This is a genomic window from Paracoccus sp. ME4 (genome assembly GCF_046736325.1).
Taxonomy (GTDB): Bacteria; Pseudomonadota; Alphaproteobacteria; order Rhodobacterales; family Rhodobacteraceae; genus Paracoccus.
Map to the genome: position 1 here is coordinate 2,678,754 of NZ_CP151276.1, position 24,601 is coordinate 2,703,354.

Sequence of the window (24,601 nt, forward strand, 5' to 3'; positions counted from 1 at the left end):
CCGAACGGATTTGTTCAAATTTATCGAAGGGCTGCCGGGTCAGTGCGCCTCGGCCCAGTTCATCCCCTGCCCCGCATCCACGACCAGCGGCACCGACAGGCGGACCGAGGGTTCGGGCGCGGCCTCCATGATGGTCCGGGCGCGGGCGATCAGGTCGTCCACCGCGTCGTCGCGCACCTCGAAGACCAGTTCGTCATGCACCTGCAGCAGCATCCGCGCGGGCAGGTCGGCGATGGCGTCCGGCATGCGGATCATCGCGCGGCGGATGATGTCGGCCGCAGCGCCTTGGATCGGCGCGTTGATCGCCGCCCGCCGCGCCCCCCCGGCCGCCGGACCCGAGGTGTTGATGCCCGGCGTGTTGATGCGGCGCCCGAACAGCGTGGTGACGTATCCGTCCTGCTTCGCATCGGCGACGGTCTTGTCCATATAGGCCCGGATCTCGGGGAAGCGTTCGAAATAGGTGTCGATGAAGCTTTGCGCCTCGGCCCGCGGGATGCGCAGGTTCCGGGACAGCCCGAAGCCCGAGATGCCGTAGATCACGCCGAAATTGATCGCCTTGGCGCGACGGCGGATCATCGGGTCCATCCCCTCGACCGGGACGCCGAACATCTGGCTGGCGGTCATGGCGTGAATGTCGATCCCCTCGCGGAAGGCCTGCTTCAGCGCCGGAATGTCGGCCACATGCGCCAGGATCCGCAGCTCGATCTGGCTGTAGTCCAGGGCGACCAGCCTGTAGCCGTCCGGCGCGATGAAGGCCTGGCGGATGCGGCGGCCCTCCTCGGTCCGGATCGGGATGTTCTGCAGGTTCGGCTCGGTCGAGGACAGCCGCCCCGTCTGCGCCCCGGTGATCGAATAGCTGGTATGGACCCGCCCCGTCTCGGCATTCACATAGGTGGGCAGCGCGTCGGTATAGGTCGATTTCAGTTTGCTGATCTGGCGCCAGTCCAGCACCCGCGCGGGCAGGTCGTGGCCTTCGGCGGCCAGATCCTCCAGCACGTCGGCGCTGGTCGAGAACGCCCCGGTCTTGCCCTGCTTGCCGCCCGCCAGTCCCATCTTGTCGAACAGGATCTCGCCCAGCTGCTTGGGGGAGCCGATGTTGAAGCTCTGCCCCGCCAGCCCGTGGATCTCATCCTCCAGCCCGGCCATCTTCTGCGCGAAGGCGTTCGACATGCGCTTCAGGACATCCGTGTCGATGCGGATGCCCGCCATCTCCATCTGGGCCAGGACCGGGATCATCGGCCGTTCCAGCGTGTGATAGACGGTGGACACCTTCTCGACCGGCAGCATCGGCAGGAAATGCTGATAGAGGCGCAGCGTGACATCGGCATCCTCGGCCGCATAGGGCGCGGCCTTGTCGATGGCGACCTGGCCGAAATGCAGCTGCGCCTTGCCGGATCCGATCAGGTCCTTGATGGGGATGCACTTGTGGCCCAGATAGCGCTCGGCCAGCTCGTCCATGCCGTGATTATGCGTGCCCGCGTTCAGGGCATAGGACATCAGCATCGTGTCGGCGACCGGTGCCATTTGGATGCCATGTCGGGCCAGCATCTTCCAGTCGTATTTCAGGTTCTGCCCGATCTTCAGGATCGCCGCATCCTCCAGCACCGGCTTCAGCGCGGCCAGCACGTCGGCGGGGTCCAGCTGCCCCTCGACCCGCGCGGACTGGCCGAACAGATCGTCGCCCCCCGCGACATGGCCCAGGGGGATGTAGCAGGCCCGCCCCGGCGCTGTGGCCAGGCTGATGCCCACCAGATCAGCCTGCATCTCGTCCAGGCCCGTGGTCTCGGTGTCGATGGCGACCTGCCCCGCCTCGCGGATCGCGGCGATCCAGGCGTCCAGAGCCTCGGTCGTGGTCACGGTCTCATAGCCGCCGGTGTCGATGGCGGGCTGATCGGGGGCGGCGGGCGCCTCGCTGGCGGGGGCCGCCTGCACGGCTGGGGCCTCAGCGCCCAGGGATTCTGCCACGCGGTTCGTCAGCGTGCGGAACTCCATCTCGGACAGGAAGGCCAGCAGGCGGTCGGCATCGGGGGCCTTCACCTCCAGCGCCTCCAGCGTCACGTCCAGCGGCGTATCGCAATCCAGCTGCACCAGGCGCTTGCTGATGCGGATCTGCTCGGCATGCTCGATCAGGGTCTGGCGGCGCTTGGGCTGCTTGATCTCCTCGGCGCGCGACAGCAGCGTCTCCAGATCGCCGTATTCCTGGATCAAGAGGGCCGCGGTCTTGATGCCGATGCCCGGCGCGCCCGGCACGTTGTCGACCGCGTCGCCCGCCAGCGCCTGCACGTCCACCACGCGGTCGGGGCCGACGCCGAACTTCTCGAAGACCTCGTCGGGGCCGATCAGCTTGTTCTTGATCGGGTCCAGCATGTCGACGCCGTCGCCGATCAGCTGCATCAAATCCTTGTCGCTGCTGATGATCGTGGCCGTGCCGCCGGCATTGCGCGCCGCGCAGGCCATGGCCGCGATGATGTCGTCGGCCTCATAGCCCTCGGTCTCGATGCAGGCGATGTTGAAGGCGCGGGTCGCATCGCGGGTCAGCGGGAATTGCGGGCGCAGGTCCTCGGGCGGCTCGGGTCGCTGCGCCTTGTAGGCGGGATAGATCTCGTTGCGGAAGGTCTTGGAGGAATGGTCGAAGATCACCGCCGCATGAGTCGGCGCCGTGTGCCCGTCATCGGTCTGCACATAACGCCACAGCATGTTGCAGAACCCCGCGACCGCGCCCACCGGCAGCCCGTCCGACTTGCGCGTCAGCGGCGGCAGCGCGTGATAGGCGCGGAAGATGAAGGCCGATCCGTCGATCAGATGCAGATGACACCCCTTGCCGAAACGCTCGCCCATGATCACCTGTCCCTCTGCTGTCAGGCCCGTCTTGTGCCATGACACGGACCGATCTTCCAGCAGGATGCCCCATGCCCAGGATGCGCCGCAAATCCGACCTTCCGACCAAGATCTGCGCGGCCTGTGGCCTGCCCTTCACCTGGCGCAAGAAATGGGAGCGGGACTGGGAGAATGTGCGCTACTGCTCGGACCGCTGCCGGGGGAAGGGCAAGGCCCGCGGGGACGCGCCGGGCGGCCGCGCCGCCCCGGTTTGACGGCCCCCTCGATGGGGGGCGGCAAACCGACGCGGGTCGGGACGATCCGGTCGTCAGTGGTCGTCGTGCGCGTGATCGCGATCGATCACGAACCGCTTGTCGCAATAGCCGCAATCGACGAAGCCCAGATCGGGGCTGATCGCCAGCCACACGCGCGGATGGCCCAGGCCCGCCGCGTCGTCGCCGTCGCAGCTGACGCGCCAGCGGGTGACGACCTCGGTCACCGGGGCGGGGCGGCCCTCCGCCTCGGGTCCGGTATTGGTCGACAGCGGGGTCTCGGGCGTCACGTGCTGCGTCATGGCTGGCCTTCTTGTGGCGGCGTGCTTCATCTGGTCTAACCCCATTAGCGCAGCGCCGCCTGCCTTCGCAAGCTCTGCAAGGAACGCCCCCATGCCCGACGCCATCCAGATCACCGGTCTTCGCAAGACCTATGCCGCCCAGGGCAACGCCCCGGCCAAGGACGCGCTGAAGGGCATCGACCTGACAATCCCCCAAGGCAGCATCTTCGGCCTGCTGGGTCCGAACGGCGCGGGCAAGTCCACGATGATCAACATCCTGGCCGGGCTGGTGAACAAGACCGCCGGACGCGTGTCCATCTGGGGGTTCGATCAGGACGTGAACCCGCGCCAGTCGCGCGCCGCCATCGGGGTCATGCCGCAGGAGCTGAACATGGACCCGTTCTTTTCCCCCCGCGCCAGCTTGGAGGTGCAGGCAGGCCTCTACGGCGTGCCGAAATCCGAACGCTGGACCGATGAGCTGCTGGCGCTGGTCGGGCTGACCGATCAGGCCAACGCCTATGCCCGCGCGCTGTCGGGCGGCATGAAGCGGCGGCTGCTGCTGGCCAAGGCGCTGGTCCACCGCCCGCATATCCTGGTCCTGGACGAGCCCACCGCGGGCGTGGACATCACCCTGCGGGAGATGCTGTGGAAGAACGTCCGCCGCCTGAACGAACAGGGCATGACGATCATCCTGACCACCCATTACCTGGAGGAGGCCGAGCAGATGTGCGACGAGATCGCCATCATCAACCACGGCCAGGTCGTCGTGCGCAAGCCGACCCGCGACCTTCTGGGCCAGGCCGAGAGCAAGACCCTGGTCATCGAGACCGAGGGCCGCCCCGCCCTGCCCCCGCTGCCGCAGGACGTGCGCGCGGAGTGGCGCGGCGACGGGCGGCTGGCCGTCACCTACAACCGCCGCGCGCTGCGGGCCGACCGGATCCTGGACGCGCTGCGCGGCGCGGGCTGGCCGATCATCGACGTGGCCAGCGAGCAGGCCGACCTCGAGGACGTGTTCCTGTCGCTGACCCGCGGCTGATCGGCGCGGCTCAGCCCCGCGCCCCGATCATCGGTCCCATCACCGCGCCGCCCAGGATGTGCAGGTGGAAATGCGGCACCTCCTGCACGCCGTCGGGCCCGGCATTGGTGATCGCACGGAACCCCTGTCCGCGGTCCAGCGACACGCCCAGCATCGCGCAGACCTCGGCGCAAAGCCGCATGAAGCCCGCGATCTCGGCCTCGGACGCCTTGGCCGCGAAATCGTCGAAGGCGACATAGCGGCCCTTGGGGATGACCAGCACGTGATGCGGGGCCTTGGGCGCGATGTCGCGGAAGGCCAGCGCGTGGTCGTTCTCGGCGACGGTGTCGTTGGGGATCTCGCCGCGCAGGATGCGGGCGAAGATGTTGCTGTCGTCATAGGCCATGAGGTCCTCCTTCAATCGGCGAAGAGATGCGGGATGTCGTCCAGGATGGCGCGCGCCTCCTCGACCGGCACCCCCAGGAAGGCCGCCAGCGCCTGCGCGTTGCGCGAAGCGTCCGCGCCGTCCGCGATGCTCTCAAGATGGGCGAAGCCCGCCTCCTTCAGGCGGTCGGCCTCGTGCTGCAGGTCGCTGCGCATGACCGGCAGCAGCCGGTCCACGACCTGCGCCGTCGCATCCGCCGAGACCAGCCCCACGCGCCCCATATGCCCGCGCACATAGTCGTCGTCGAAGCGGCTCTCGATGAACAGCACGCGCGTCTCGGCGCGGTCGGCGTCGAAATCCGCGATCAGGCTGACCGCCGAGGGGTCCACGCAGAAGACCAGCCGGTCCGAGCCGAACTGCTCGAACATCAGCTTGACCAGCGCGCGGCGGTGGCGGGCGCGCTTGTCCACGGTGCTGGCGACGCCGCCCATGTCGGGCAGATGCGCCTCCTGCTCGTTGAACAGATAGTCGACGGCGGGGATCTCGGTGCGCGCCCGGATCGCGGCGGTCAGGCGCTTGGCGACGTGCCACTTCTTGGCGACGACGATCTGGACCACGCGTTCGGCGCCCAGGCTGCCGTCCGTCTCCCAGAAGCGGGGGGCGAAGCGGCGCCCGATGCGCCCGCGCCCGGTCAGGAAGCTGAACAGCCGCCGCCCCTCGGCCGCGATGGTGAAGGCATGCCCCTCGGCCTGCCACAGCGCGCCCAGCCTGGCCCGCAGCTCCAGCGCCTCGGGGCTGATCTTGCGCGCGAACAGATAGTCCTGGCGCAGCAGCAGGTCATAGTGGTCGTTGTAAAAGGTCACCGGCATCCCGTAATCGGTGAAGATCAGGAAGGTCAGCGTCCGCGTGCGGATCTGGCGGCGCGGCACGACATGGGCGACCAGCGTCTGGAAGAAGGTCTCGTCGGGAATCCAGGTGGTGCTGAAGAAGCGCACGATCTCGGGGCGCTGCGCGATCAGCTCCAGGATGGCCTCGACCGTCTGGCGCCGCAGGCACCACCATTGCGACCCGATCATCACCTGCAGGTCCTTGGGGACCTCGCGCGTCAGCCCGAACCGCTGCTGCAGCTGCAGGCTGGTATAGAACAGCCATTTCTGCGTGCGCTCGTTGAACCAGTGGCGATGGATCAGCCGCTCCTGCTTGATGCCGGTCTTGATCCAGTCGCTCTCGAAGAAGTCGAAGCTCTCGATGTAGTCGCAGTCGTCCGCGTCCAGGAAGTTGCGCGCGAACTCGGCCGACTTGATGGGCATGCAGTCGCCCGACAGCATGTAGAAATGCGTGGCCTGGGGAAAGGCCCGCTCGGCCGCGCGCAGGGCCTCCAGCGTGGCCGCGACCAGCGACCATTCCCCCCATCCGCATTTCAGCCGCCGCGGCGCGAAGGCCACGCCCGGATGGTCGGCCAGCGCGTCCCGGATCTGCTGGAACATCGCCGCCGGCGCGCGCCGGTCGAAGTGGATCGACACGAAGTCGCCCGTGGCCGTCAGGCGCCGCGCCTGGTCGATGACGCCCTGCGGGTCCTTGTGCGTCAGCAGGATGAAGGCGATGCGTGCCATATGGGCGTTGTCCCCGGTGACTGATTACGCGCAATTCGAGGTAAGGCGTTGAAATTGTCTGTCGGTTTTGCTTTTTGTGTGTAACCATTTTTGCCGGTGGGACAAGCGTGACGACCCGTCCGACTGTCCATTGCGTTCATGCGGAGTACATATCACGATGGGTTTTCCCGGCGTCTGGATGACGGAAAGCGAAAGCATGACCTATCGCGTCGTGCCGAAATGCGCCTGCTCGACCATCGGTCAGATCATGTTCTATTCCGATCACGGCCGGTTCTTCGACGGGGACATCCACGACTCGACCGACGGGATGCACAAATGGGCGCAGGAACACAGCCATGATCCCATCGAACGGGCGGTGCGCGCGCGCAAGGGCGTGACCTTCACCTGCGTGCGCAACCCCTATGCGCGGATCCTGTCATCCTTCTTCGACAAGATCGCCGGCATCCAGCGCAACGGGCGGCGCTATCGCGGCAACCTCGTGCCGCAGCTGATCCAGCGCTACGGCATCGATGTCGGCACGCCGGAGAACGGCTTCGACTTCGACCAGATCGCCAGCTTCCGCCGGTTCCTGCTGTTCGCCCGCGACACCATCCGCTTCCGCAAGCCGATGGAGCCGGACATCCATTGGTCGGCCATGTCGGGCCACATCTCGACCTTCATCGTGAACGGCGGGCGCTACGACCAGATCTTCTTCACCGAGGCCTTCAACGACGGGATGGCCAAGGTACTGGACGCCGCCGACACGCCGGTGGAGGTCGATCTGGACGCCGTCCCCCGGTTCAACGAATCGGAGGGCCACGGCCCCAAGCGCGCCCACAAGGTCAGCGCCTATTTCGACGACCTGTCGCGCCATCTGATCTGGGAGATCTACAAGGACGACTTCCGGCTGTTCCGCTACGATTTCGACGACCCCGACAACAAGATGCCGCTCGGAGAGGTCGACATGGACGAGGTTCACGCCAAGCTGGGCCGCTGAACCCCGCCCCCGTCCGTCATTCCAGATGGCTCTCCAGGAACCACAGGTCCTTGTCGGCGGTGCGTGACGCGGCGGTGAACAGGTCGGCCGTGTTGGCGTCGCCCGCCTCGTCCGTCGCATCGATCGCGGCGCGCAGATTGGCGCCATGCTCGCGCATGCGGGCGCAGATCTCGCGGATGTGGTCGGCGGATTTGGTCAGGTTGGTCGGATAGGGCTTCAGGGTCGAGGACTTGGCCACAATCTCGGCCGTGCCCTCCGCCACGCCGTCCAGCACCTGCACCCGCTCGGCCATGGTGTCCAGGTGACCCTGCAGATTGGCGTTTACCGTGTCCAGCAGCTCATGCACGGCGATGAAGTTGATGCCCTTCACGTTCCAATGGGCCTGCTTGATCGCCATGGACAGGGCCAGCCCGTCGACCAGCCTGGCATTCAGTTCGGAAATCGCGGTCTTGCGGGCGTTGTCGGTCAGCCCCTTCACGTTCACGGCCATGGTGCGGTTCTCCTTCGTACGATCCTTCGTCGGTCGCAGGGCAAACCCGATCGCGGCGGCATCGGTTCCGGGGCGGCTCGTCGCATGAGAAACGGCGCCTCCCTTGCGGGGGCGCCGTCGTCGTCACCGCGCCACGGGGCGCGGACAAAAGCGTGGATCAGACCGCGCCCTTGATGAAGGTCACCGCGTCGCCGACGGTCTGGATGGTCTCGGCGGCGTCGTCGGGGATCTCGATCCCGAACTCTTCCTCGAAAGCCATGACCAGCTCGACGGTGTCGAGGCTGTCGGCGCCCAGATCGTCGATGAACGAAGCGGTCTCGACCACCTTGTCCTCGTCGACGCCCAGGTGCTCGACCACGATCTTCTTCACGCGATCAGCGATATCGCTCATGTCATATCCTCATTGTCGCGGGCATCCGCCCAAAGTGTTCACGGACACGGGGGCCCGGTTCAAGCCCAGGGCGGTTCCCCTGCTGCTAAAGGCGGGGATATAGCACCCATGAACCCTCATGCAACCGCTTTCGCACGGTTTCGTGCGCGGCGGCCCCGGCGCGCGGCGCCTCAGACCATCGCCATTCCGCCGTTCACATGCAGCGTCGCACCGGTGACATAGCTGGCCTCGGGGCTGGCCAGATACAGGACCGCGGCCGCGATCTCCTGCGCCGATCCCATCCGTCCGGCGGGAATCTGGCCCAGGATCTTGCCCTTCTGGTCCTCGGTCAGCTTGTCGGTCATCGGCGTCTCGATGAAGCCGGGCGCCACGCAGTTCACGGTGATCCCGCGGCTCGCGACCTCATAGGCCAGCGACTTGGACATGCCCACGACGCCCGCCTTGGCTGCGGCATAGTTGCCCTGCCCCGGGTTGCCCGTGGCCCCCACGACCGAGGTGATGTTGACGATCCGCCCCCACCGCGCCTTCATCATCCCGCGCAGCACCGCGCGCGACAGCTTGAAGGTGCTGGTCAGGTTCACGTCCAGGACCTGCGCCCACTCCTCGTCCGACATGCGCATGAACAGGTTGTCGCGGGTGATCCCCGCATTGTTGACCAGGATGTCGACCGACCCCATCGCCTCGGCCGCGGCCTTGGGCAGCGCCAGGACCGATTCCGGATCGCCCAGGTTCGCGGTCACCACATGCGCCCGCCCGCCCAGCCTCTCGGCCAGCTCGCGCAGCGGCGCCTCGCGCGTCCCGGACAGCGCCACCGTGGCCCCCGCCCCATGCAGCGCCTCGGCGATGGCGCCGCCGATCCCGCCCGAAGCGCCCGTCACCAGCGCGGTCCTTCCCGTCAGATCGAACATAGCCGCCCTCTCTTCTTCATGAAAATATCCCGGGGTCCGGGGCAGAGCCCCGGTCCGCCCTCAGCCCTTCAGCGCCGCGATGTCGCCCGGCGCACCGACATTGCGCACCACCGCATCCTTGGCGATGCGCTTGATCATTCCCGACAGGGCCTTGCCCGCGCCGATCTCCCAGAACTCGGTCACGCCGGCCTCGGCCATGACGGCCACCGACTCGCGCCAGCGCACCGTGCCGGTCACCTGCTCGACCAGCAGGCGGCGGATCGCGCCCGGCTCGGTCACCGCCTCGGCGCGCACATTGGCGATCAGCGGCACGGCGGGGGCCTGGATGTCCACGCCCGCCAGCGCATCGGCCATGGCCGCGGCGGCGGGCTGCATCAGCACCGAATGGAACGGCGCCGAGACCGGCAGCATCAGCGCGCGCTTGGCGCCCGCGGCCTTCATCGCCTCGGCCGCGGCCTCGACCGCCGCCTTGTGACCCGAGATCACCACCTGCGCGGGGTCGTTGTCATTGGCCGCCTGCACGACCTCCTCGCCGCCGATCTCGCGGCAGATGCGGTCCACGGTCTCGAAATCCAGGCCCAGGATCGCGGCCATCGCGCCGATGCCCACGGGCACGGCCTCCTGCATGGCCTGACCGCGCAGACGCAGCAGCCGCGCGGTGTCGGCCAAGGTCAGCGACCCCGCCGCGCACAGCGCCGAATATTCCCCAAGCGAATGGCCCGCGACGAAATCCGCGTCCGCGATGCCGAAGCCCTCGGCCTCCAGCGCCCTGAGCGCCGCGATGGACGTCGCCATCAGCGCGGGCTGGGCGTTCTGCGTCAGGGTCAGCGTCTCGGCGTCGCCCTCCCAGATCAGCGCCGACAGGCTCTCGCCCAAAGCCTCGTCCACCTCGTCAAAGACCGCGCGCGCGGCCGGATAGGCCTGGGCCAGGTCGCGACCCATGCCGATGGTCTGCGCACCCTGTCCCGGAAACACGAATGCCCGCATGGCACTCTCCCCTGAAATCATTGCATTGCAGACGGGCATAGCCTGCGCGCCGCCCTGCCGCAACCAAGGGGATTCGCCGCAGGTGCAAAGAAAACGGGGCCGCGCGGGCCCCGTCCTCGTCGTCAGCGGTGATGGCGGCGCGGCCTCAGCCGACCAGTTCCAGACCCGAGAAGAAGAAGGCGATCTCTTCCTTGGCGGTGTCGGCGGCGTCCGAACCGTGGACCGAGTTCTCGCCCATGGACAGGGCGAATTCCTTGCGGATGGTGCCCTCGTCGGCGTTGGCCGGGTTGGTGGCGCCCATCACTTCGCGGTTCTTGGCAATGGCGTTCTCGCCTTCCAGGACCTGCACGACGACCGGCTCGGAGGCCATGAACTCGACCAGTTCGCCATAGAAGGGACGGTCCTTGTGGACCTCGTAGAACTTGCCGGCCTGGGCGGGCGACAGGTGGATGCGCTTGGAGGCGACGATGCGCAGGCCGGCCTCCTCGAACTTGGCGGCGATCTTGCCGGTCAGGTTGCGGCGGGTCGCGTCGGGCTTGATGATCGAGAGGGTGCGTTCGATGGCCATGGTGTTCACCTTGTCTGCTGTGCGGACCGCGGCCCGCAGGAAATCCGCGCCCGGTTAGCAGGCTTGGCCCCGCGCGGCAAGCCGCGGCGATGCGGCACGCCTGCCGGAACCGGGCGCGCCGGGCCGGGCTTGACCCCGCAGCGACCGACGGAGACCCGATGCCCCACCCGACCCATCCCGACCCGACCCACACCCATCCGACCCCGCCGGGCCCGAAGCAGCCGGCCCCGGCCTCGCTGCGCCTCGTCGCGCTGATCACGGCGCTGATCCTGCTGGCCGCGGCGGCGGTCTTCTGGTCGGGGCTGCTGCTGATGGGCTTTGCCGCGATCCTGATCGCCATCGCGCTGCGCGCCGGCGCGCGCGGGCTGCATGCGCTGACCGGCCTGCCGATGCGCGGCGGCGTGCCGGTGGTGCTGCTGGCGGTGCTGGCGCTGGCGGCCCTGGGCCTGCGCCTGGCCGGGCGGTCCGTCGCGGACCAGTTCGGCCAGCTGGTTCAGACGCTGCCGCAATCCTGGCAGGCGGCGCGCGACACCCTGTCCGGCCTGCCCGGCGCGGACAGCCTTCTGGGGCGCATCGACGACGGGCTGCGCTCGGGCGAGATGGCGCAGCGCCTGCCCGACATGCTGGGCATGGTCCTGGGCGGGCTGAACTCGGCCCTGGGGGTGCTGTCCTCGGTGTTCCTCATGCTGATCCTGTCGGTCTATCTGGCGATGGAGGGCGACCTCTACCGCCGGGGGGCGATCCGGCTGGTGCCGATCCGGCACCGCCCCCGCGCCGCGCGGATCCTGGACGAGCTGGCCGGACAGCTGGGCCGCTGGATGGCCGGGCAGGCGCTGGACATGATCATCGTCGCGGTGCTGGTGGGGGTGGGCCTGTGGCTGCTGGACGTGCCGCTGGCGCTGATCCTGGCGGTCATCGCGGGGCTGACCAACATCGTGCCGATCATCGGGCCGTTCCTGTCGGGCGCGGTCGCGGTGCTGGTCGCGCTGCCGCAGGGCCTGGACACGGCGCTGTGGGTGGCGGCCATGTTCACCGTGATCCAAGTCCTGGAGGGCGACGTGCTGATGCCGATGATCCAGAAATACGCGGTGGCCCTGCCCCCGGCGCTGACGCTGCTGGCGCTGATCGCGGTGGGCGCGCTGTTCGGCCCGGCGGCGGTGATCCTGGCCACGCCGCTGCTGATCGTGGCGATGCACCTGATCCGCCGCATCTATGTCGAGGACGTGCTGGGCGACCCCACGGACTGACCGCCGCGGGGCCTGCGCGATTTTTTCGCGACCCGCGGCAACAGCCATCGTGATTTCGACACGTGGCCCGGATAGGATGGATCCAAGGAAAGGTGCGGGGGCCGCCGGATGGAACCGTTCTGCAGGGGTCGCTATCGCGCCCGCCTGGCCGCGACGCCAGAGGATCTGCGCGCCTGCCAGCGGCTGCGCTGGCTGGCCTTCGTCGCGCGCACCGGCCAGCCCGATGACGGGCAGGCGCTGGACGCCGACGCCCTGGACCCCCTGTGCCGGCACATGCTGATCGAGGAGATCGCGACGGGCGCGCCCGTCGGCTGCTTCCGCTTCCTGCCGCTGGCGGGAGGCGGGCAGATCGGGCGCAGCTATGCCGCGCAGTTCTACGACCTGGGCGCGCTGGCCCGGTTCGACGGCCCGATGGTCGAGATGGGGCGGTTCTGCCTGCATCCCGACTGCCACGACCCCGATGCGATCCGCGTGGCCTGGGGCGTCCTGGGCACGATCGTCGCGGCCGAGGGGGCCGAGATGCTGTTCGGCTGCTCCAGCTTCGCGGGCTGCGACCCCGATGCCCATTCCGACGCCTTCGCGATGCTCTGCGCGCGCCATCTGGCGCCGCGCCGCTGGCACCCGCGGGTCAAGGCGCCCGACGTGTTCCGCCTGGCCCGCGCGCTGCGGCTGCGCCAGCCCGATCCGCGCCGCGCGATGGCCGCCATGCCGCCGCTGCTGCGCAGCTATCTGGCGATGGGGGGATGGGTCAGCGACCATGCGGTCGTGGACCACGCGCTGCGGACCATGCATGTCTTCACCGGGGTCGAGATCCGCGCCATCCCCCCCGCGCGCCGCCGCCTGCTGGATGCGCTCTCCGCCTGAGCGGACGCGAACAGCCCGTTCCGTGGGCAGTCTGCCCATGAAATGACCGCACGGGGTGGCGCTGCCCGCATCCGGGGCAGTCGGCCGCCCCGCCCCCGTTGACCTTGCCCAAGGCGCGGCGCCCCTTGCCTGCATGTTGGACAGCACGCCCCCATCCATCCGCATGCAGCGCAGCCACGGGGCGGCGCATGTGGTCATGGGGCCGCGCGGCCTGATCGACCTGGCGCAGCGCGGCTCGGCCAAGGCGATGCTGCCGCGCATGACCGCGGGCCTGCCCGAGATCGTGTTCCTGAACACGTCGGGCGGGCTGGCATCGGGCGACGGGCTGTCCTTCGGCGTAGACCTGCGGGCCGGCACGCGCGCGCTGGCCACCACCCAGACCGCCGAACGCGCCTATCGCGCGACGGGCGCGCCCGCGCGGGCCACGGTCGCGCTGAGCGTGGGTGCGGGCGGCTGGCTGGACTGGCTGCCGCAGGAGACGATCCTCTATGATGACGCGCGGCTGGAGCGGGACACGACCGTCGATCTGGCCCCCGGCGCGGGCTGCCTGCTGCTGGAGATGCTGGTCCTGGGCCGCCTGGCCATGGGCGAGCGCCCGACGCGGCTGCATCTGCGCGACCGCCGCGTGGTGCGCCGCGGGGCCCGCGTGATCCATCACGACGCGCTGGCGCTGGACAACGACGCGCTGGCCCGCCTGAGCGGCCCGGCCCTGACCGCGGGCGCGCCCGCGCTGGCCACGCTGGCGATGATCGCGGATGACGCGCCCGATCGCTTGGCCGCCGCCCGCGCCGTCCTGGACGAGCCCGGCGTGACGGCCGCCGCCAGCGCGCCGCCCGGCCGCCTGGTCATCCGCCTGCTGGCCGCCGATGGCTGGCCCATGCGGCGGCAGATCAACCGGTTGCTGCGCGTGCTGCGCCCCGATCCCCTTCCCCGCATCTGGCAGGTCTGACGATGAACCTTACCCCCCGCGAACGCGAGAAACTGCTGGTCTCGGTGGCCGCCATGGTGGCGCGCGGCCGCCTGTCGCGCGGCGTCAAGCTGAACCACCCCGAGGCGATCGCGCTGATCACCGATTTCGTGGTCGAAGGCGCGCGCGACGGCCGCACGGTCGCCGACCTGATGCAGGCGGGCGCGCATGTGATCACCGCCGATCAGTGCATGCCCGGCATTCCTGCCATGATCGAATCCGTCCAGGTCGAGGCGACCTTTCCCGACGGGACCAAGCTGGTCACCGTCCACCACCCCATCCGCGAGGCCGCAGAATGAACGCCCTGATGAAACGCCTGTCCCTTGCCGCCACCCTGCTGCCCTCTGCCGCGCTGGCCCATCCCGGCCATGTCCACGATGAGGCACAGTTCATGCACGGCCTGGCCCACCCGGTCGGCGGGGCCGATCACCTGCTGGCGATGGTGGCGCTTGGCCTTCTGGCCGCGCAGCTGGGCGGGCGGGCGGTCTGGGCGCTGCCCGTGACCTTCGTGGGGGCGATGCTGGCGGGCGGCGCGATGGGCGCGGGCGGCATGGGCTTTCCGGCGGTCGAGCCGATGATCCTGGCCTCTGTCGTGATCCTCGGCGTGCTGGTCGCGATGGCCGCGCGTCTGCCGATGGCGGCGTTGGTCCCGATGGTCGCGCTGTTTGGCACGGCGCATGGCTGGGCGCATGGGGCCGAGGGGCCGGCGACCGGCCTGCCCCTCTATGCGGCGGGCTTTGCGCTGGCGACCATGGCGCTGCATCTGGGCGGCATCGCCTTCGGCCGCCTGCTGTCGCGGGGGCTGGAGCTGCGCGTCCTGGGCGGCGGCACCGCGCTGGCGGGCCTGGCGCTGACGGTGGCGTGACATGATCCCCGGTGAAATCCTTCCCGCCGATGGCGAGATCGCGCTGAACGCGGGGCGCGCGACGATCACGCTGATGATCGCCAATACCGGCGACCGGCCGATCCAGGTCGGCAGCCACTATCACTTTGCCGAAACCAACGCCGCGCTGGACTTCGACCGCAGCGCCGCGCGCGGCATGCGCCTGGCCATCCCCGCAGGCACCGCCGTGCGGTTCGAGCCGGGCCAGTCGCGTCAGGTGACGCTGGTGGGCTATGCGGGCGACCGCATCGTGCACGGCTTTCGCGGCCAGATCGGGGGTGCGCTGTGACGACGCTGTCCCGCGCCGATTACGCGGCGCTTTACGGCCCCACCACCGGCGACCGCATCCGGTTGGCGGACACGGAGATCATCATCGAGGTCGAACGCGACCTGACCATCCCCGGAGAGGAGGTCAAGTTCGGCGGCGGCAAGGTCGTCCGCGACGGCATGGGCCAAAGCCAGATCACCCGCGCGGGCGGCGCGATGGACACGGTCATCACCGGCGTTGTGGTCTTTGACCACCAGGGCATCGTCAAGGCGGACGTGGGCATCCGCGACGGCATGATCGCGGGCATCGGCAAGGCGGGCAACCCCGACACCCAGCCCGGCGTGACCCTGATCATCGGCCCCGGCACCGAGATCATCGCCGGCGAAGGCCGCATCCTGACGCCCGGCGGCTTCGACTGCCACATCCACTACATCTGCCCGCAGCAGGTGGACCACGCGCTGCATTCGGGCGTCACGACGCTGCTGGGCGGCGGCACCGGCCCCGCGCATGGCACGCTGGCCACGACCTGCACGCCGGGGCCATGGCACATCGCCCGCATGCTGGAGGCCTGCGCCGACCTGCCAGTCAACATCGGCATCGCGGGCAAGGGGAACGCCAGCATCAAGGCGCCGCTGGAGGAGCAGATCCGCGCGGGCGCCTGCGCGATGAAGCTGCACGAGGATTGGGGCACCACGCCCAAGGCCATCGACATCTGCCTGTCGGTCGCGGATGCGATGGACGTGCAGGTGATGATCCACACCGACACGCTGAACGAATCGGGCTTCGTCGAGGACACGATGGCCGCCATCGCGGGCCGCACCATCCACGCCTATCACACCGAAGGCGCGGGCGGCGGGCATGCCCCGGACATCATCCGCATGGTCGGCATGGCGAATGTGCTGCCGTCCTCCACCAACCCCACGCGCCCTTACACCGCCAACACGGTGGAGGAGCATCTGGACATGCTGATGGTGTGCCACCACCTGGACCGCCGGGTGCCCGAGGACGTGGCATTTGCCGAGAGCCGCATCCGCAAGGAGACCATCGCGGCCGAGGACATCCTGCACGACCTAGGCGCGTTTTCGGTGATCTCGTCCGACAGCCAGGCGATGGGCCGGATCGGAGAGGTGATCACCCGCACCTGGCAGACCGCGTCCAAAATGCGCCAGCAGCGCGGGCGGCTGCCTGACGAACAGGGTCAGAACGACAACATCCGCGCCCGCCGCTACATCGCGAAATACACGATCAACCCGGCCATCGCGCATGGGGTCAGCGGCCATATCGGCTCGATCACGCCCGGCAAGCGCGCCGATCTGGTCCTGTGGTCGCCCGCCTTCTTCGCGGCCAAGCCCGAGATGGTGCTGGTCGGCGGGCAGATCAGCGTGGCGCAGATGGGCGATCCGAACGGCTCGATCCCGGTGCAGCCGATCTTCTCTCGGCCCATGTGGGGGCACAACCGCCGCGCCTCGGCGCTGTTTGTGTCCCGCGCGGGGCTGGAAGCCGGGGCCGGAGCGTCGCTGTCCAAGACCCTGATCGCGGTCGAGCATACCCGCGACATCGGCAAGCGCGACATGGCGATGAACGACGCCATGCCCGCGATCGAGGTCGATCCCGAGACCTATGAGGTCCGCGCCGATGGACAATTGTTAACTTGCGAGCCTGCGACGGAACTGCCGCTCGCGCAGCGCTATTTCCTCTTCTGAGGGAGGACCCCACCATGATCGCAACCGCACATTCCATCATCCGCAACGCCCCGGCGCCCTTCGACGCCGAGGTTCATCTCGACTACGAAGGCCGCCTGCTGCGCCGCAAGCGGCTGTCCTGCGAGGGGGGCGACTTCATGGTCGACCTGCCCGAGGTCACCAGCCTGGACGACGGCGACGCGTTCGAGCTGTCCGACGGACGCCAGGTCGTCGTGCGCGCAGCGGTCGAGCCGGTGCTGGTCATCCGCGGCAACCTGCCCCGGCTGGCCTGGCATATCGGCAACCGCCACACCCCCTGCCGGATCGAGGCCGATCGCCTGATCATCCGCCAGGACCACGTTCTGGAAGCCATGCTGAAACAGCTGGGCGCGGACATGTGCCGCAAGGACATGCCCTTCCGCCCCGAAGGCGGCGCCTATGGCCATGGCCGCACCTTCGGCCACGATCACGGTCCCGCCACGCACCATCCCCATGGCGCGGGCGAACATGTGCATGCCCATGCGGAAGGCCACGCCCACGCGCATGTCCACAGCCACAGCAACGGTCATGCGGGACACCACAGCCACGCGCATGACCACGCCTGAGGCGGCGCGCCTGACCCTGTCGCAACTGCTGTCGCCCGCCTTTCCGGTGGGCGGCTTTGCCTGGTCGCAGGGCCTCGAGTACGCGATGGACGCGGGATGGGTGACGCGGGCGACGCTGCCGCAATGGCTGGCCGACTGGCTGGATCACGGCGCGGGCTGGTCCGATGCCGTGCTGCTGTCACTTTCCTTGCGGCCGGGCGCCGACCACGCCGATCTGGACGACCTCGCCCGCGCCGCCTGCATGAGCAGCCAGCGCCTGACCGAGACGACCGAGCAGGGCGCGGCCTTCGCCGCCAACATGGCCGTGCTGACCGGGACGACCCAGACCCCGATGGCCCTGCCGGTCGCGATGGGCCGCGCCTGCGCCGCCCTGCCCCTGCCCCCGGCAGAGATCATCGCGGCCTTCCTGCAGGCGCAGGCGGCGGCGCTGATCAGCGCGGCGGTGCGGTTCCTGCCCCTGGGCCCGGTCGAGGGACAGCGGATGCTGGCAACCCTGCAGCCCGCGATCCTGGACCGCGCTGCCCGCGCCCTCACGGCCACGCCCGACGATCTGACCAGCGCCACCTGGGGCGCCGACATCGCCGCGATGGCCCACGAAACCATGACCACGAGGATCTTCCGCTCATGAGCCATAACGGCCCCCTCCGCGTCGGCATCGGCGGCCCCGTCGGCGCCGGCAAGACGACGCTGACCGAACAGCTGGCCCGCGCGCTGGCCCCCCGACTGTCGATGGCGGTGATCACCAACGACATCTATACCCGCGAGGATGCCGAGGCGCTGATGCGCGCCCAGGTCCTGCCCGTCGAACGAATCCGCGGGGTCGAGACCGGCGGCTGTCCGCATACCGCCATCCGCGAGGATGCCAGCATCAACCTCGCCGCCATCGCCGATCTGAACGCGGCCTTCCCGGATTTGGAGCTGATCCTGATAGAATCGGGCGGCGACAACTTGGCCGCGACCTTCAGCCCGGAACTGGCCGATCTGACGATCTATGTGATCGACACAGCCGCCGGGCAGGACATCCCGCGCAAGCGCGGCCCCGGTCTGGCGCGGTCGGACCTCCTGGTGGTGAACAAGACCGACCTCGCGCCGCATGTCGGCGTCGATGCAGTTCTGCTGGAAAAGGATGCACATGAGGCACGCGGACCGCGCCCTGTGGTCATGGCCCAGCTGCGCCACGGCCGCGGCGTAGAGCAGATCGTCGATTTCCTGATCGAACAGGGCGGCCTGACCCCCCGCGCGGCCTGAGATTGCCCGGCGGGCGGGCATCGGCCCCGCCCGCTGCCCGCCGTCGCGCCAGTCGCTGCGCGGTGCAGGCGGGGACTGCTGAAATCCTGTCCAACTGCCCGATTCTGCCGTCTTTCTGCACCTGCGAAGGCCGCGCGCCTTCCCAAGGACAACAGGGACACCGGCCAACGTGCCGGGGGGAAAAGGGTAACGATGACCAGGCTGACCAAGATCCTGATGCTGACCAGCGCCCTGACGCTGGCCCACGCCGCCCATGCCCAGGAGGGCGAGCCGATCAAGATCGGCGTGCTGCATTCGCTGTCGGGCACCATGGCGATTTCCGAGACCACGCTGAAGGACACCGTCCTGATGCTGGTCGAACAGCAGAACGCCAAGGGCGGCGTGCTGGGCCGCCCGCTGGAGGCGGTGGTCGTCGATCCGGCCTCGGACTGGCCGCTGTTCGCGGAAAAGGCGCGCGAGCTGCTGACCGTCAGCGAGGTCGATGCGATCTTCGGCTGCTGGACCAGCGTCAGCCGCAAGTCGGTCCTGCCCGTGATCGAGGAGCTGAACGGCCTTCTGTTCTATCCCGTCCAGTACGAGGGCGAGGAATCGTCCAAGAACGTCATCTATACCGGCGCCGCCCCGAACCAGCAGGCGATCCCCGCCGTCGACTACATGCGCGACGAGCTGGGCGTGGAAAGCTGGGCGCTCTTGGGCACCGACTATGTCTATCCGCGCACCACGAACAACATCCTGGACGCCTATCTGAAGGACAACGGCGTCGCGGCCGAGGACATCTTCGTCAACTACACCCCCTTCGGTCATTCCGACTGGTCCAAGATCGTGGCCGATGTCGTGGCGCTTGGCGCAGGCGGCAAGAAGGTGGGCGTCGTCTCCACCATCAACGGCGACGCGAATGTGGGCTTCTACAAGGAGCTGGCCGCGGCGGGCGTGTCGGCGGACGACATCCCGGTCATGGCGTTTTCCGTGGGCGAGGAGGAGCTGTCGGGCCTGGATACCGCCAACCTGGTCGGCCACCTGGCCGCCTGGAACTACTTCCAGACCGCCGAATCGGACGCGAACACCGCCTTCATCGAGGAGTGGAAGGCCTTCACCGGCGATGCGGACCGCGTGACCAACGACCCGATGGAGGCCACCGTCATCGGCTTCAACGCCTGGGTCGCGGCGGTCGAGGCTGCGGGCACCACCGACGTGGACCCGGTCCTGGACGCGATCGTCGGCGTCGAGGTGCCGAACCTGACCGGCGGCACGGCCACCGTCCTGCCCAACCACCACATCACCAAGCCCGTCCTGATCGGAGAGATCCGCGAGGATGGCCAGTTCGACATCGTGAGCGAAACCGAACCGGTGCCGGGCGATGCCTGGACCGACTTCCTGCCGGAATCGGCGGTGCTGGACGCCGACTGGCCGGGCAAGGACTGCGGCATGTTCAACACGGAAACGGACAGCTGCGTCCAGGTCCAGTCGAACTACTGACGTGACGGTCGGGCGGCCCCGTGCCGCCCGGCCCTTCGTGCGAAGGAAGCCCCCGTGATCCGCCATCGTCTTCTTGCCTGCGCGCTCGCGCTGATCCTGCCGTGGTCGGCACAGGCCAACCCGGCCCTGCAGGCCGTCATCGACGCGAACCTGGACCAGATCGAACGCCCCTCGCGCCAGACGGTCGGGCCGCTGGTCGAGGAGATCGCGGCGACCGGCCCCGACGGGCTGGCGATGCTGCAGGCCTGGGCCGACCGCAGCCTGGGCCTGACCGAAAACGGCAGGCTGCTGATCATGGACGACGACGCGGCCACGGACGCTGTGACCGGCGATGCGGTCGCGGGGGCCGACCCGCGGATGCTGCGCCCCAATTCCGGCGTGCGCGGCGTGATCGAGGCGGCGCTGGCCGCGGGCGCGCTGAGCGACCCAGACCCCGCGCGGCGCGCGGCCGCGCTGCAGTCGCTGGAACGTGGTGCCGCGCCCGACCAGCTGCCCCTGCTGCGCGCGGCGCTGGACGATCCCGATCCCGTGCTGGCGGCGCGCAAGGCGCGGCTGGAACGCCTGCTGACCATCCAGCACGACCCCGACAGCACCGCCCGCGTCGCCGCGATCGAGGAGATGGCGGGCGACGTCGGCCTGGATTTCCGCGCCGCGCTGAACCCGCTTCTGGTGACCCGCGCGGTGGTGGCCCCCGACACGCCGCCCGGCGCCAATGTCGCGCGCGAACTGACCCCCGGCGACGCGGGCCTGTCGCGCGAGGCGGCCCTGGCCCAGCTGGTCCAGCAGGACCTGCTGCAGCCGCCCCTGTCGGGTGCCGATCAGCGCGCGGCGCTGGCCGCCAACATCACCGACGGGGCGGTGGCGGGCGTGCCGGTGGACCAGCTGTCCGACCAGGCCGCCCGCGACCGTGCCTATCAGGCGCTGGAGGCGGCGGGCGTCGTCCCCCCCGCCGCGACGGAAACCGAGATCCAGGCCGCCCTGGATGCCAGCCGCTTCTTCGAGGTCTATGCCGAACCCGACCCCGCCGTGACGGACGCGGCCAAGGCCGCCCAGATCCGCGCGCAGGTGCGCCTTGGCGCGATGACCGGGATCGACCTGGGGCTGGACGCGCTGTCGCTGGCCTCGATCTATTTCCTGGCGGCCATCGGGCTGGCCGTCACCTTCGGCGTCATGCGGGTCATCAACATGGCGCATGGCGAATTCATCATGATGGGCGCCTATACCGCCTACACCGTCCAGACCGTCATCGCGGACCGCACGCTGTCGCTGGTGGTGGCGCTGCCGCTGGCCTTCGCGGTGACCGCGCTGGCGGGGGTGGTTCTGTACCGTCTGGTGATCCGGCACCTGGCCAACCGCCCGCTGGAGACGCTGCTGGCGACCTTCGGCGTGTCCATCGCGTTGCAGCAGCTGGCCAAGAACATCTTCGGCACCCAGGCCCGTCCCCTGACCGCGCCCGCCTGGCTGGAGGGGTCGATCACCGTGAACGACGTCATCGGCATCAGCGCGATCCGGGTGGCGATCTTCGTGCTGGCGCTGCTGTTCCTGGGGCTGTTCCTGTTCATCATGAAGCGCACGCGCCTAGGGCTTGAGGTCCGCGCGGTGACGCAAAACCCCGGCATGGCGGCATCCATGGGCATCAACCCCGACCGCATCGCCATGATGACCTTTGGTCTGGGGTCCGGCATCGCGGGGATCGCGGGCGTGGCGATCGGCCTCTTCGCGCAGGTGACATCGGAAATCGGCCAGCAATACATCGTCCAAAGCTTCATGACCGTGGTCGTGGGCGGCGTGGGCAACATCTGGGGCACGCTGGCGGGGGCCACCCTGATCGGCGGACTGTCCAAGGTGATCGAGTTCATGAACCCCGCCAACACCCTGGCCGCCCAGACCTTCATGATCCTGTTCATCATCATCTTCATCCAGTTCCGGCCGCGCGGGATCATCCCGCAGCGCGGTCGCGCGGCCGAGGCGTAAGACATGACCCGAACCCCCTTCATCCTGAGGAATCCCTCGGTGCCGGTCGTCCTGGCCGGACTGGCGGTCTTCACCCTCGCGGTCACGCTGCTCAGTCAGGCCTACGGCTCGGGGGCGGTGCCCACGTCGATGGTCAAGGTGCTGGGCAAGACCCTGTGCCTGGCGCTGGCCGCCGTCGCCATGGACCTGGTCTGGGGATACCTGGGCATCCTGTCCCTGGGGCAGATGGCGTTCTTCGCGCTTGGCGGCTACATGATCGGGCAATGGCTGATGTATGCCCGGACCGAGGGCATCGTCGCGGCCCAGCTGGCCCAGGGGCCGATCCCCGCCACCGCCCAGGAATTGCAGGACGCGGTCACCAACCAGATCTTCGGTGTGGTGGGCGCATCCGAACTGCCGCTGGCCTGGAGTTTTGCCCATTCGCTGACCGCGCAGCTGATCCTGGTCGTGGCGGTGCCGGGGCTTCTGGCGCTGGTCTTCGGCTGGCTGGCCTTCCGGTCCCGCGTCAACGGCGTCTATCTGTCGATCCTGACCCAGGCCATGACGCTGGCCCTGGCGCTGTGGCTGTTCCAGAACGACAGCGGGTTCCGGGGCAATAACGGGCTGTCGGGCCTGCAGAACCTGCCCGGCCTGGATCATGTCGATCAGGCGAGGCTGTCGGTCTGGTTCCTCTGGGCCTCGGCCGCGGCGCTGGCGCTGTTCTACGCGCTGGCGGCCTGGCTGGTCGGCGGCAAGTTCGGCAGCGTGGTCCGCGCCATTCGCGACGACGAGACGCGGGTGCGCTTCCTGGGCTATCCGGTCGAGGGCTTCAAGCTGGTCGTCTTCACCCTGGCCGCGATGATCACCGCCATCGCGGGCGCGCTGTACTATCCCCAGGCCGGGATCATCAACCCGGCCGAGATGATGCCCATCGCCTCGATCTATCTGGCGGTCTGGGTGGCGATCGGCGGGCGCGGGCGGCTTTACGGCGCGGTCGTGGGGGCGGTGGTCGTGTCGCTGCTGTCCAGCTGGTTCACCGGCGGGCGGGCGCCGTCGATCCACCTGCCGGGATACGTGGTCAACTGGGTCGACTGGTGGCAGGTGGCGCTTGGGCTGTCCTTCGTGCTGGTCACGCTTTACGCGCCCAAGGGCATCGCGGGTCTGGTCGACCTCATGCCCCGCAAGGGGGACCGGGCATGAGCGCGCTTCTGGAAGTCCGCGGCATCAGCAAGACCTTCGACGGGTTCCGCGCCATCAACGACCTGTCCTTCGCCATCAACGCGGTCGAGCTGCGCGCCGTGATCGGGCCGAACGGCGCGGGCAAGACCACCTTCATGGACATCGTGACCGGCAAGACCCGCCCCGACACGGGCGAGGTCCTGTGGGGCGAGGAGTCGCGCTCGCTGCTGAAGCTCTCCGAGGCGCAGATCGCCCGCGCCGGGATCGGCCGCAAGTTCCAGCGCCCCACCGTCTTCGAGGACCAGTCGGTCGCGGCCAACCTGACCATGGCGCTGCGGGCCGCGCGCGGGCCCTTCGCGGTGCTGCGCTGGCGGCCCACGGCGGCCTCGAAGGCGCGGGTGGCGGAACTGGCCGCCGAGGTCGGCCTCTCCGAGGCGCTGGAGCGGCGCGCGGGCGATCTGAGCCACGGCCAGAAGCAATGGCTGGAGATCGGGATGCTGCTGGCCTCGGACCCGCGACTGCTGCTGGTGGACGAACCCGCGGCGGGCATGACCCTGGCCGAGCGCGAGCAGACCACGACGCTGCTCTGCCGCCTGGCGGAAAGCCGCGCGGTGGTGGTGGTCGAACATGACATGGATTTCGTGCGCCGCCTGAACTGCAGGGTGACCGTGCTGCATCAGGGGTCGGTCCTGGCCGAGGGCTCGCTGGACCACGTCACCCGCAATCCCGACGTCATCGACGTCTATCTGGGGAGATAGGACATGCTGGAGGCCAAGGGCCTGACCCTGCATTATGGCGGCAGCCGGATCCTGCACGGGATCGACCTGGAGGCGCGGGCCGGAGAGGTCACCTGCGTGATGGGCAACAACGGCGTGGGCAAGACCAGCCTGATGAACCTGCTGGCCGGGCGGCATCCCCGCACGGGCGGCGAGATCAGCCTTGACGGCAAGCCCCTGGGCCGGCTGTCGGCGCAGCGGCTGGCGCGGATGGGCTTGGGCTATGTGCCGCAGGGCCGGGCGATCTTTCCGATGCTGACGGTGCGCGAGAACCTGGAGACGGGGTTCGCCTGCCTGCCCCGGTCCGAGCGGCGCATCCCCGAGGCGATCTTCGAGAGCTTTCCGGTCCTGGCCGAGATGGCGCACAGGCGCGGCGGCGATCTGTCGGGCGGCCAGCAGCAGCAGCTGGCCATCGCGCGGGCGCTGATCACCCGGCCGCGCCTCCTGCTGCTGGACGAGCCGACCGAGGGCATCCAGCCCAACATCATCGCCCAGATCGGCCGGGTCATCGCGGGGCTGCGCGACCGGGGCGACATGGCCATCGTGCTGGTCGAACAGTATTTCGATTTTGCCTGGGATCTGGGCGACCGCTTCCTGGTGATGGAGCGCGGGCGGGCGGTGCTGCAGGGGGCCAAGCGCGATCTGGCGCGCGCCGACCTGCATGCGCGGCTGGCGGGACACGCCGTGGCCTGAGGTCGTTGCCGCGGGCGGAGGCCGGGGGGCTGCCTGCCCCCCGGACCCCCCGGCCGA

27 protein-coding genes are annotated in these 24,601 nt (G+C 69.2%); 18 read left to right on the plus strand and 9 right to left on the minus strand.

Features of this window, described 5'->3' with window-relative positions:
* Positions 1-39: 39 nt before the first annotated feature.
* On the minus strand, positions 40-2,838 hold the full coding sequence (gene polA / locus AACG61_RS13650; protein WP_411837649.1) for a DNA polymerase I: 2,799 nt from the start codon (positions 2,836-2,838) through the stop codon (positions 40-42).
* A gap of 71 nt (positions 2,839-2,909) precedes the next feature.
* Here polA and AACG61_RS13655 point away from each other — a divergent pair, with 71 nt between their 5' ends.
* Positions 2,910-3,092, plus strand: a complete 183-nt coding sequence (locus AACG61_RS13655) for a DUF2256 domain-containing protein (RefSeq protein WP_411837651.1) — start codon at positions 2,910-2,912, stop codon at positions 3,090-3,092.
* Between the two features lie 53 nt (positions 3,093-3,145).
* On the opposite strand, the gene AACG61_RS13660 is transcribed toward AACG61_RS13655, so the two are convergent.
* Entirely contained in the window at positions 3,146-3,361 is a 216-nt protein-coding gene (locus AACG61_RS13660; protein ID WP_411839528.1) for a zinc-finger domain-containing protein, read from the minus strand.
* A gap of 121 nt (positions 3,362-3,482) precedes the next feature.
* Here AACG61_RS13660 and AACG61_RS13665 point away from each other — a divergent pair, with 121 nt between their 5' ends.
* On the plus strand, positions 3,483-4,406 hold the full coding sequence (locus tag AACG61_RS13665) for an ABC transporter ATP-binding protein (protein WP_411837653.1): 924 nt from the start codon (positions 3,483-3,485) through the stop codon (positions 4,404-4,406).
* 10 nt (positions 4,407-4,416) lie between these two features.
* Here the strand turns inward: AACG61_RS13665 and AACG61_RS13670 are convergent, their stop codons facing one another.
* Together AACG61_RS13670 and AACG61_RS13675 are read right to left on the minus strand one after the other, a co-directional pair.
* On the minus strand, positions 4,417-4,791 hold the full coding sequence (locus AACG61_RS13670; protein ID WP_411837655.1) for an HIT domain-containing protein: 375 nt from the start codon (positions 4,789-4,791) through the stop codon (positions 4,417-4,419).
* Positions 4,792-4,802: 11 nt separating this feature from the next.
* Positions 4,803-6,383: a DUF5928 domain-containing protein gene (locus tag AACG61_RS13675; RefSeq protein WP_411837657.1), complete on the minus strand. Its 1,581-nt coding sequence runs from the start codon at positions 6,381-6,383 to the stop codon at positions 4,803-4,805.
* Between the two features lie 157 nt (positions 6,384-6,540).
* On the opposite strand from AACG61_RS13675, the gene AACG61_RS13680 reads away from it, so the two are divergent.
* Positions 6,541-7,359: a sulfotransferase family protein gene (locus tag AACG61_RS13680; RefSeq protein WP_411837658.1), complete on the plus strand. Its 819-nt coding sequence runs from the start codon at positions 6,541-6,543 to the stop codon at positions 7,357-7,359.
* A gap of 16 nt (positions 7,360-7,375) precedes the next feature.
* Here the strand turns inward: AACG61_RS13680 and dps are convergent, their stop codons facing one another.
* From dps to ndk, 5 genes are all read right to left on the minus strand, one after another.
* On the minus strand, positions 7,376-7,849 hold the full coding sequence (gene dps / locus AACG61_RS13685) for a DNA starvation/stationary phase protection protein Dps (RefSeq protein WP_411837659.1): 474 nt from the start codon (positions 7,847-7,849) through the stop codon (positions 7,376-7,378).
* Positions 7,850-8,006: 157 nt separating this feature from the next.
* Positions 8,007-8,240, minus strand: coding sequence for an acyl carrier protein (locus AACG61_RS13690; protein WP_136856302.1), 234 nt, complete (start codon positions 8,238-8,240; stop codon positions 8,007-8,009).
* A gap of 170 nt (positions 8,241-8,410) precedes the next feature.
* Positions 8,411-9,148 carry a 3-oxoacyl-ACP reductase FabG gene (gene fabG / locus AACG61_RS13695; RefSeq protein ID WP_411837660.1) on the minus strand — a complete coding sequence of 246 codons (738 nt, stop codon included), beginning with the start codon at positions 9,146-9,148 and terminating at the stop codon, positions 8,411-8,413.
* Between the two features lie 60 nt (positions 9,149-9,208).
* Entirely contained in the window at positions 9,209-10,135 is a 927-nt protein-coding gene (gene fabD / locus AACG61_RS13700) for an ACP S-malonyltransferase (protein WP_411837661.1), read from the minus strand.
* A gap of 145 nt (positions 10,136-10,280) precedes the next feature.
* Complete coding sequence (ndk, locus tag AACG61_RS13705) at positions 10,281-10,703, minus strand: nucleoside-diphosphate kinase (protein WP_045981761.1); 423 nt, start codon at positions 10,701-10,703, stop codon at positions 10,281-10,283.
* A 158-nt stretch (positions 10,704-10,861) separates the two neighbouring features.
* Here ndk and AACG61_RS13710 point away from each other — a divergent pair, with 158 nt between their 5' ends.
* The 15 genes from AACG61_RS13710 to urtE all read left to right on the plus strand — a co-directional run bounded on the left by AACG61_RS13710 (position 10,862) and on the right by urtE (position 24,544).
* On the plus strand, positions 10,862-11,950 hold the full coding sequence (locus AACG61_RS13710) for an AI-2E family transporter (RefSeq protein WP_411837662.1): 1,089 nt from the start codon (positions 10,862-10,864) through the stop codon (positions 11,948-11,950).
* A gap of 108 nt (positions 11,951-12,058) precedes the next feature.
* Complete coding sequence (locus AACG61_RS13715; RefSeq protein ID WP_411837663.1) at positions 12,059-12,814, plus strand: GNAT family N-acetyltransferase; 756 nt, start codon at positions 12,059-12,061, stop codon at positions 12,812-12,814.
* A gap of 133 nt (positions 12,815-12,947) precedes the next feature.
* Complete coding sequence (locus tag AACG61_RS13720; protein WP_411837664.1) at positions 12,948-13,763, plus strand: urease accessory protein UreD; 816 nt, start codon at positions 12,948-12,950, stop codon at positions 13,761-13,763.
* A gap of 2 nt (positions 13,764-13,765) precedes the next feature.
* Positions 13,766-14,080, plus strand: a complete 315-nt coding sequence (locus AACG61_RS13725) for an urease subunit gamma (protein ID WP_411837665.1) — start codon at positions 13,766-13,768, stop codon at positions 14,078-14,080.
* A gap of 8 nt (positions 14,081-14,088) precedes the next feature.
* Positions 14,089-14,646, plus strand: a complete 558-nt coding sequence (locus AACG61_RS13730) for a HupE/UreJ family protein (protein ID WP_411837666.1) — start codon at positions 14,089-14,091, stop codon at positions 14,644-14,646.
* Position 14,647: 1 nt separating this feature from the next.
* On the plus strand, positions 14,648-14,953 hold the full coding sequence (locus tag AACG61_RS13735) for an urease subunit beta (protein ID WP_411837667.1): 306 nt from the start codon (positions 14,648-14,650) through the stop codon (positions 14,951-14,953).
* On the plus strand, positions 14,950-16,635 hold the full coding sequence (ureC, locus tag AACG61_RS13740) for an urease subunit alpha (RefSeq protein ID WP_411837668.1): 1,686 nt from the start codon (positions 14,950-14,952) through the stop codon (positions 16,633-16,635). The genes AACG61_RS13735 and ureC overlap by 4 nt, the downstream gene beginning before the upstream one ends.
* Positions 16,636-16,649: 14 nt before the next feature.
* A complete protein-coding gene (locus AACG61_RS13745; protein WP_411837669.1) occupies positions 16,650-17,219 on the plus strand; it encodes an urease accessory protein UreE in 570 nt (189 codons plus the stop codon).
* Positions 17,206-17,847 carry an urease accessory protein UreF gene (locus tag AACG61_RS13750; protein WP_411837670.1) on the plus strand — a complete coding sequence of 214 codons (642 nt, stop codon included), beginning with the start codon at positions 17,206-17,208 and terminating at the stop codon, positions 17,845-17,847. Before AACG61_RS13745 ends, AACG61_RS13750 begins: the two co-directional genes overlap by 14 nt.
* A complete protein-coding gene (gene ureG / locus AACG61_RS13755; protein WP_411837671.1) occupies positions 17,844-18,467 on the plus strand; it encodes an urease accessory protein UreG in 624 nt (207 codons plus the stop codon). The genes AACG61_RS13750 and ureG overlap by 4 nt, the downstream gene beginning before the upstream one ends.
* Before the next feature lie 216 nt (positions 18,468-18,683).
* Positions 18,684-19,943: an urea ABC transporter substrate-binding protein gene (urtA, locus tag AACG61_RS13760; RefSeq protein ID WP_411839529.1), complete on the plus strand. Its 1,260-nt coding sequence runs from the start codon at positions 18,684-18,686 to the stop codon at positions 19,941-19,943.
* Positions 19,944-19,997: 54 nt separating this feature from the next.
* Positions 19,998-21,917 carry an urea ABC transporter permease subunit UrtB gene (gene urtB / locus AACG61_RS13765; RefSeq protein ID WP_411837672.1) on the plus strand — a complete coding sequence of 640 codons (1,920 nt, stop codon included), beginning with the start codon at positions 19,998-20,000 and terminating at the stop codon, positions 21,915-21,917.
* A gap of 3 nt (positions 21,918-21,920) precedes the next feature.
* Positions 21,921-23,096 carry an urea ABC transporter permease subunit UrtC gene (gene urtC / locus AACG61_RS13770; protein WP_411837673.1) on the plus strand — a complete coding sequence of 392 codons (1,176 nt, stop codon included), beginning with the start codon at positions 21,921-21,923 and terminating at the stop codon, positions 23,094-23,096.
* Complete coding sequence (gene urtD / locus AACG61_RS13775) at positions 23,093-23,833, plus strand: urea ABC transporter ATP-binding protein UrtD (protein ID WP_411837674.1); 741 nt, start codon at positions 23,093-23,095, stop codon at positions 23,831-23,833. Before urtC ends, urtD begins: the two co-directional genes overlap by 4 nt.
* Before the next feature lie 3 nt (positions 23,834-23,836).
* Entirely contained in the window at positions 23,837-24,544 is a 708-nt protein-coding gene (gene urtE / locus AACG61_RS13780) for an urea ABC transporter ATP-binding subunit UrtE (RefSeq protein ID WP_411837675.1), read from the plus strand.
* Positions 24,545-24,601 lie beyond the last annotated feature (57 nt).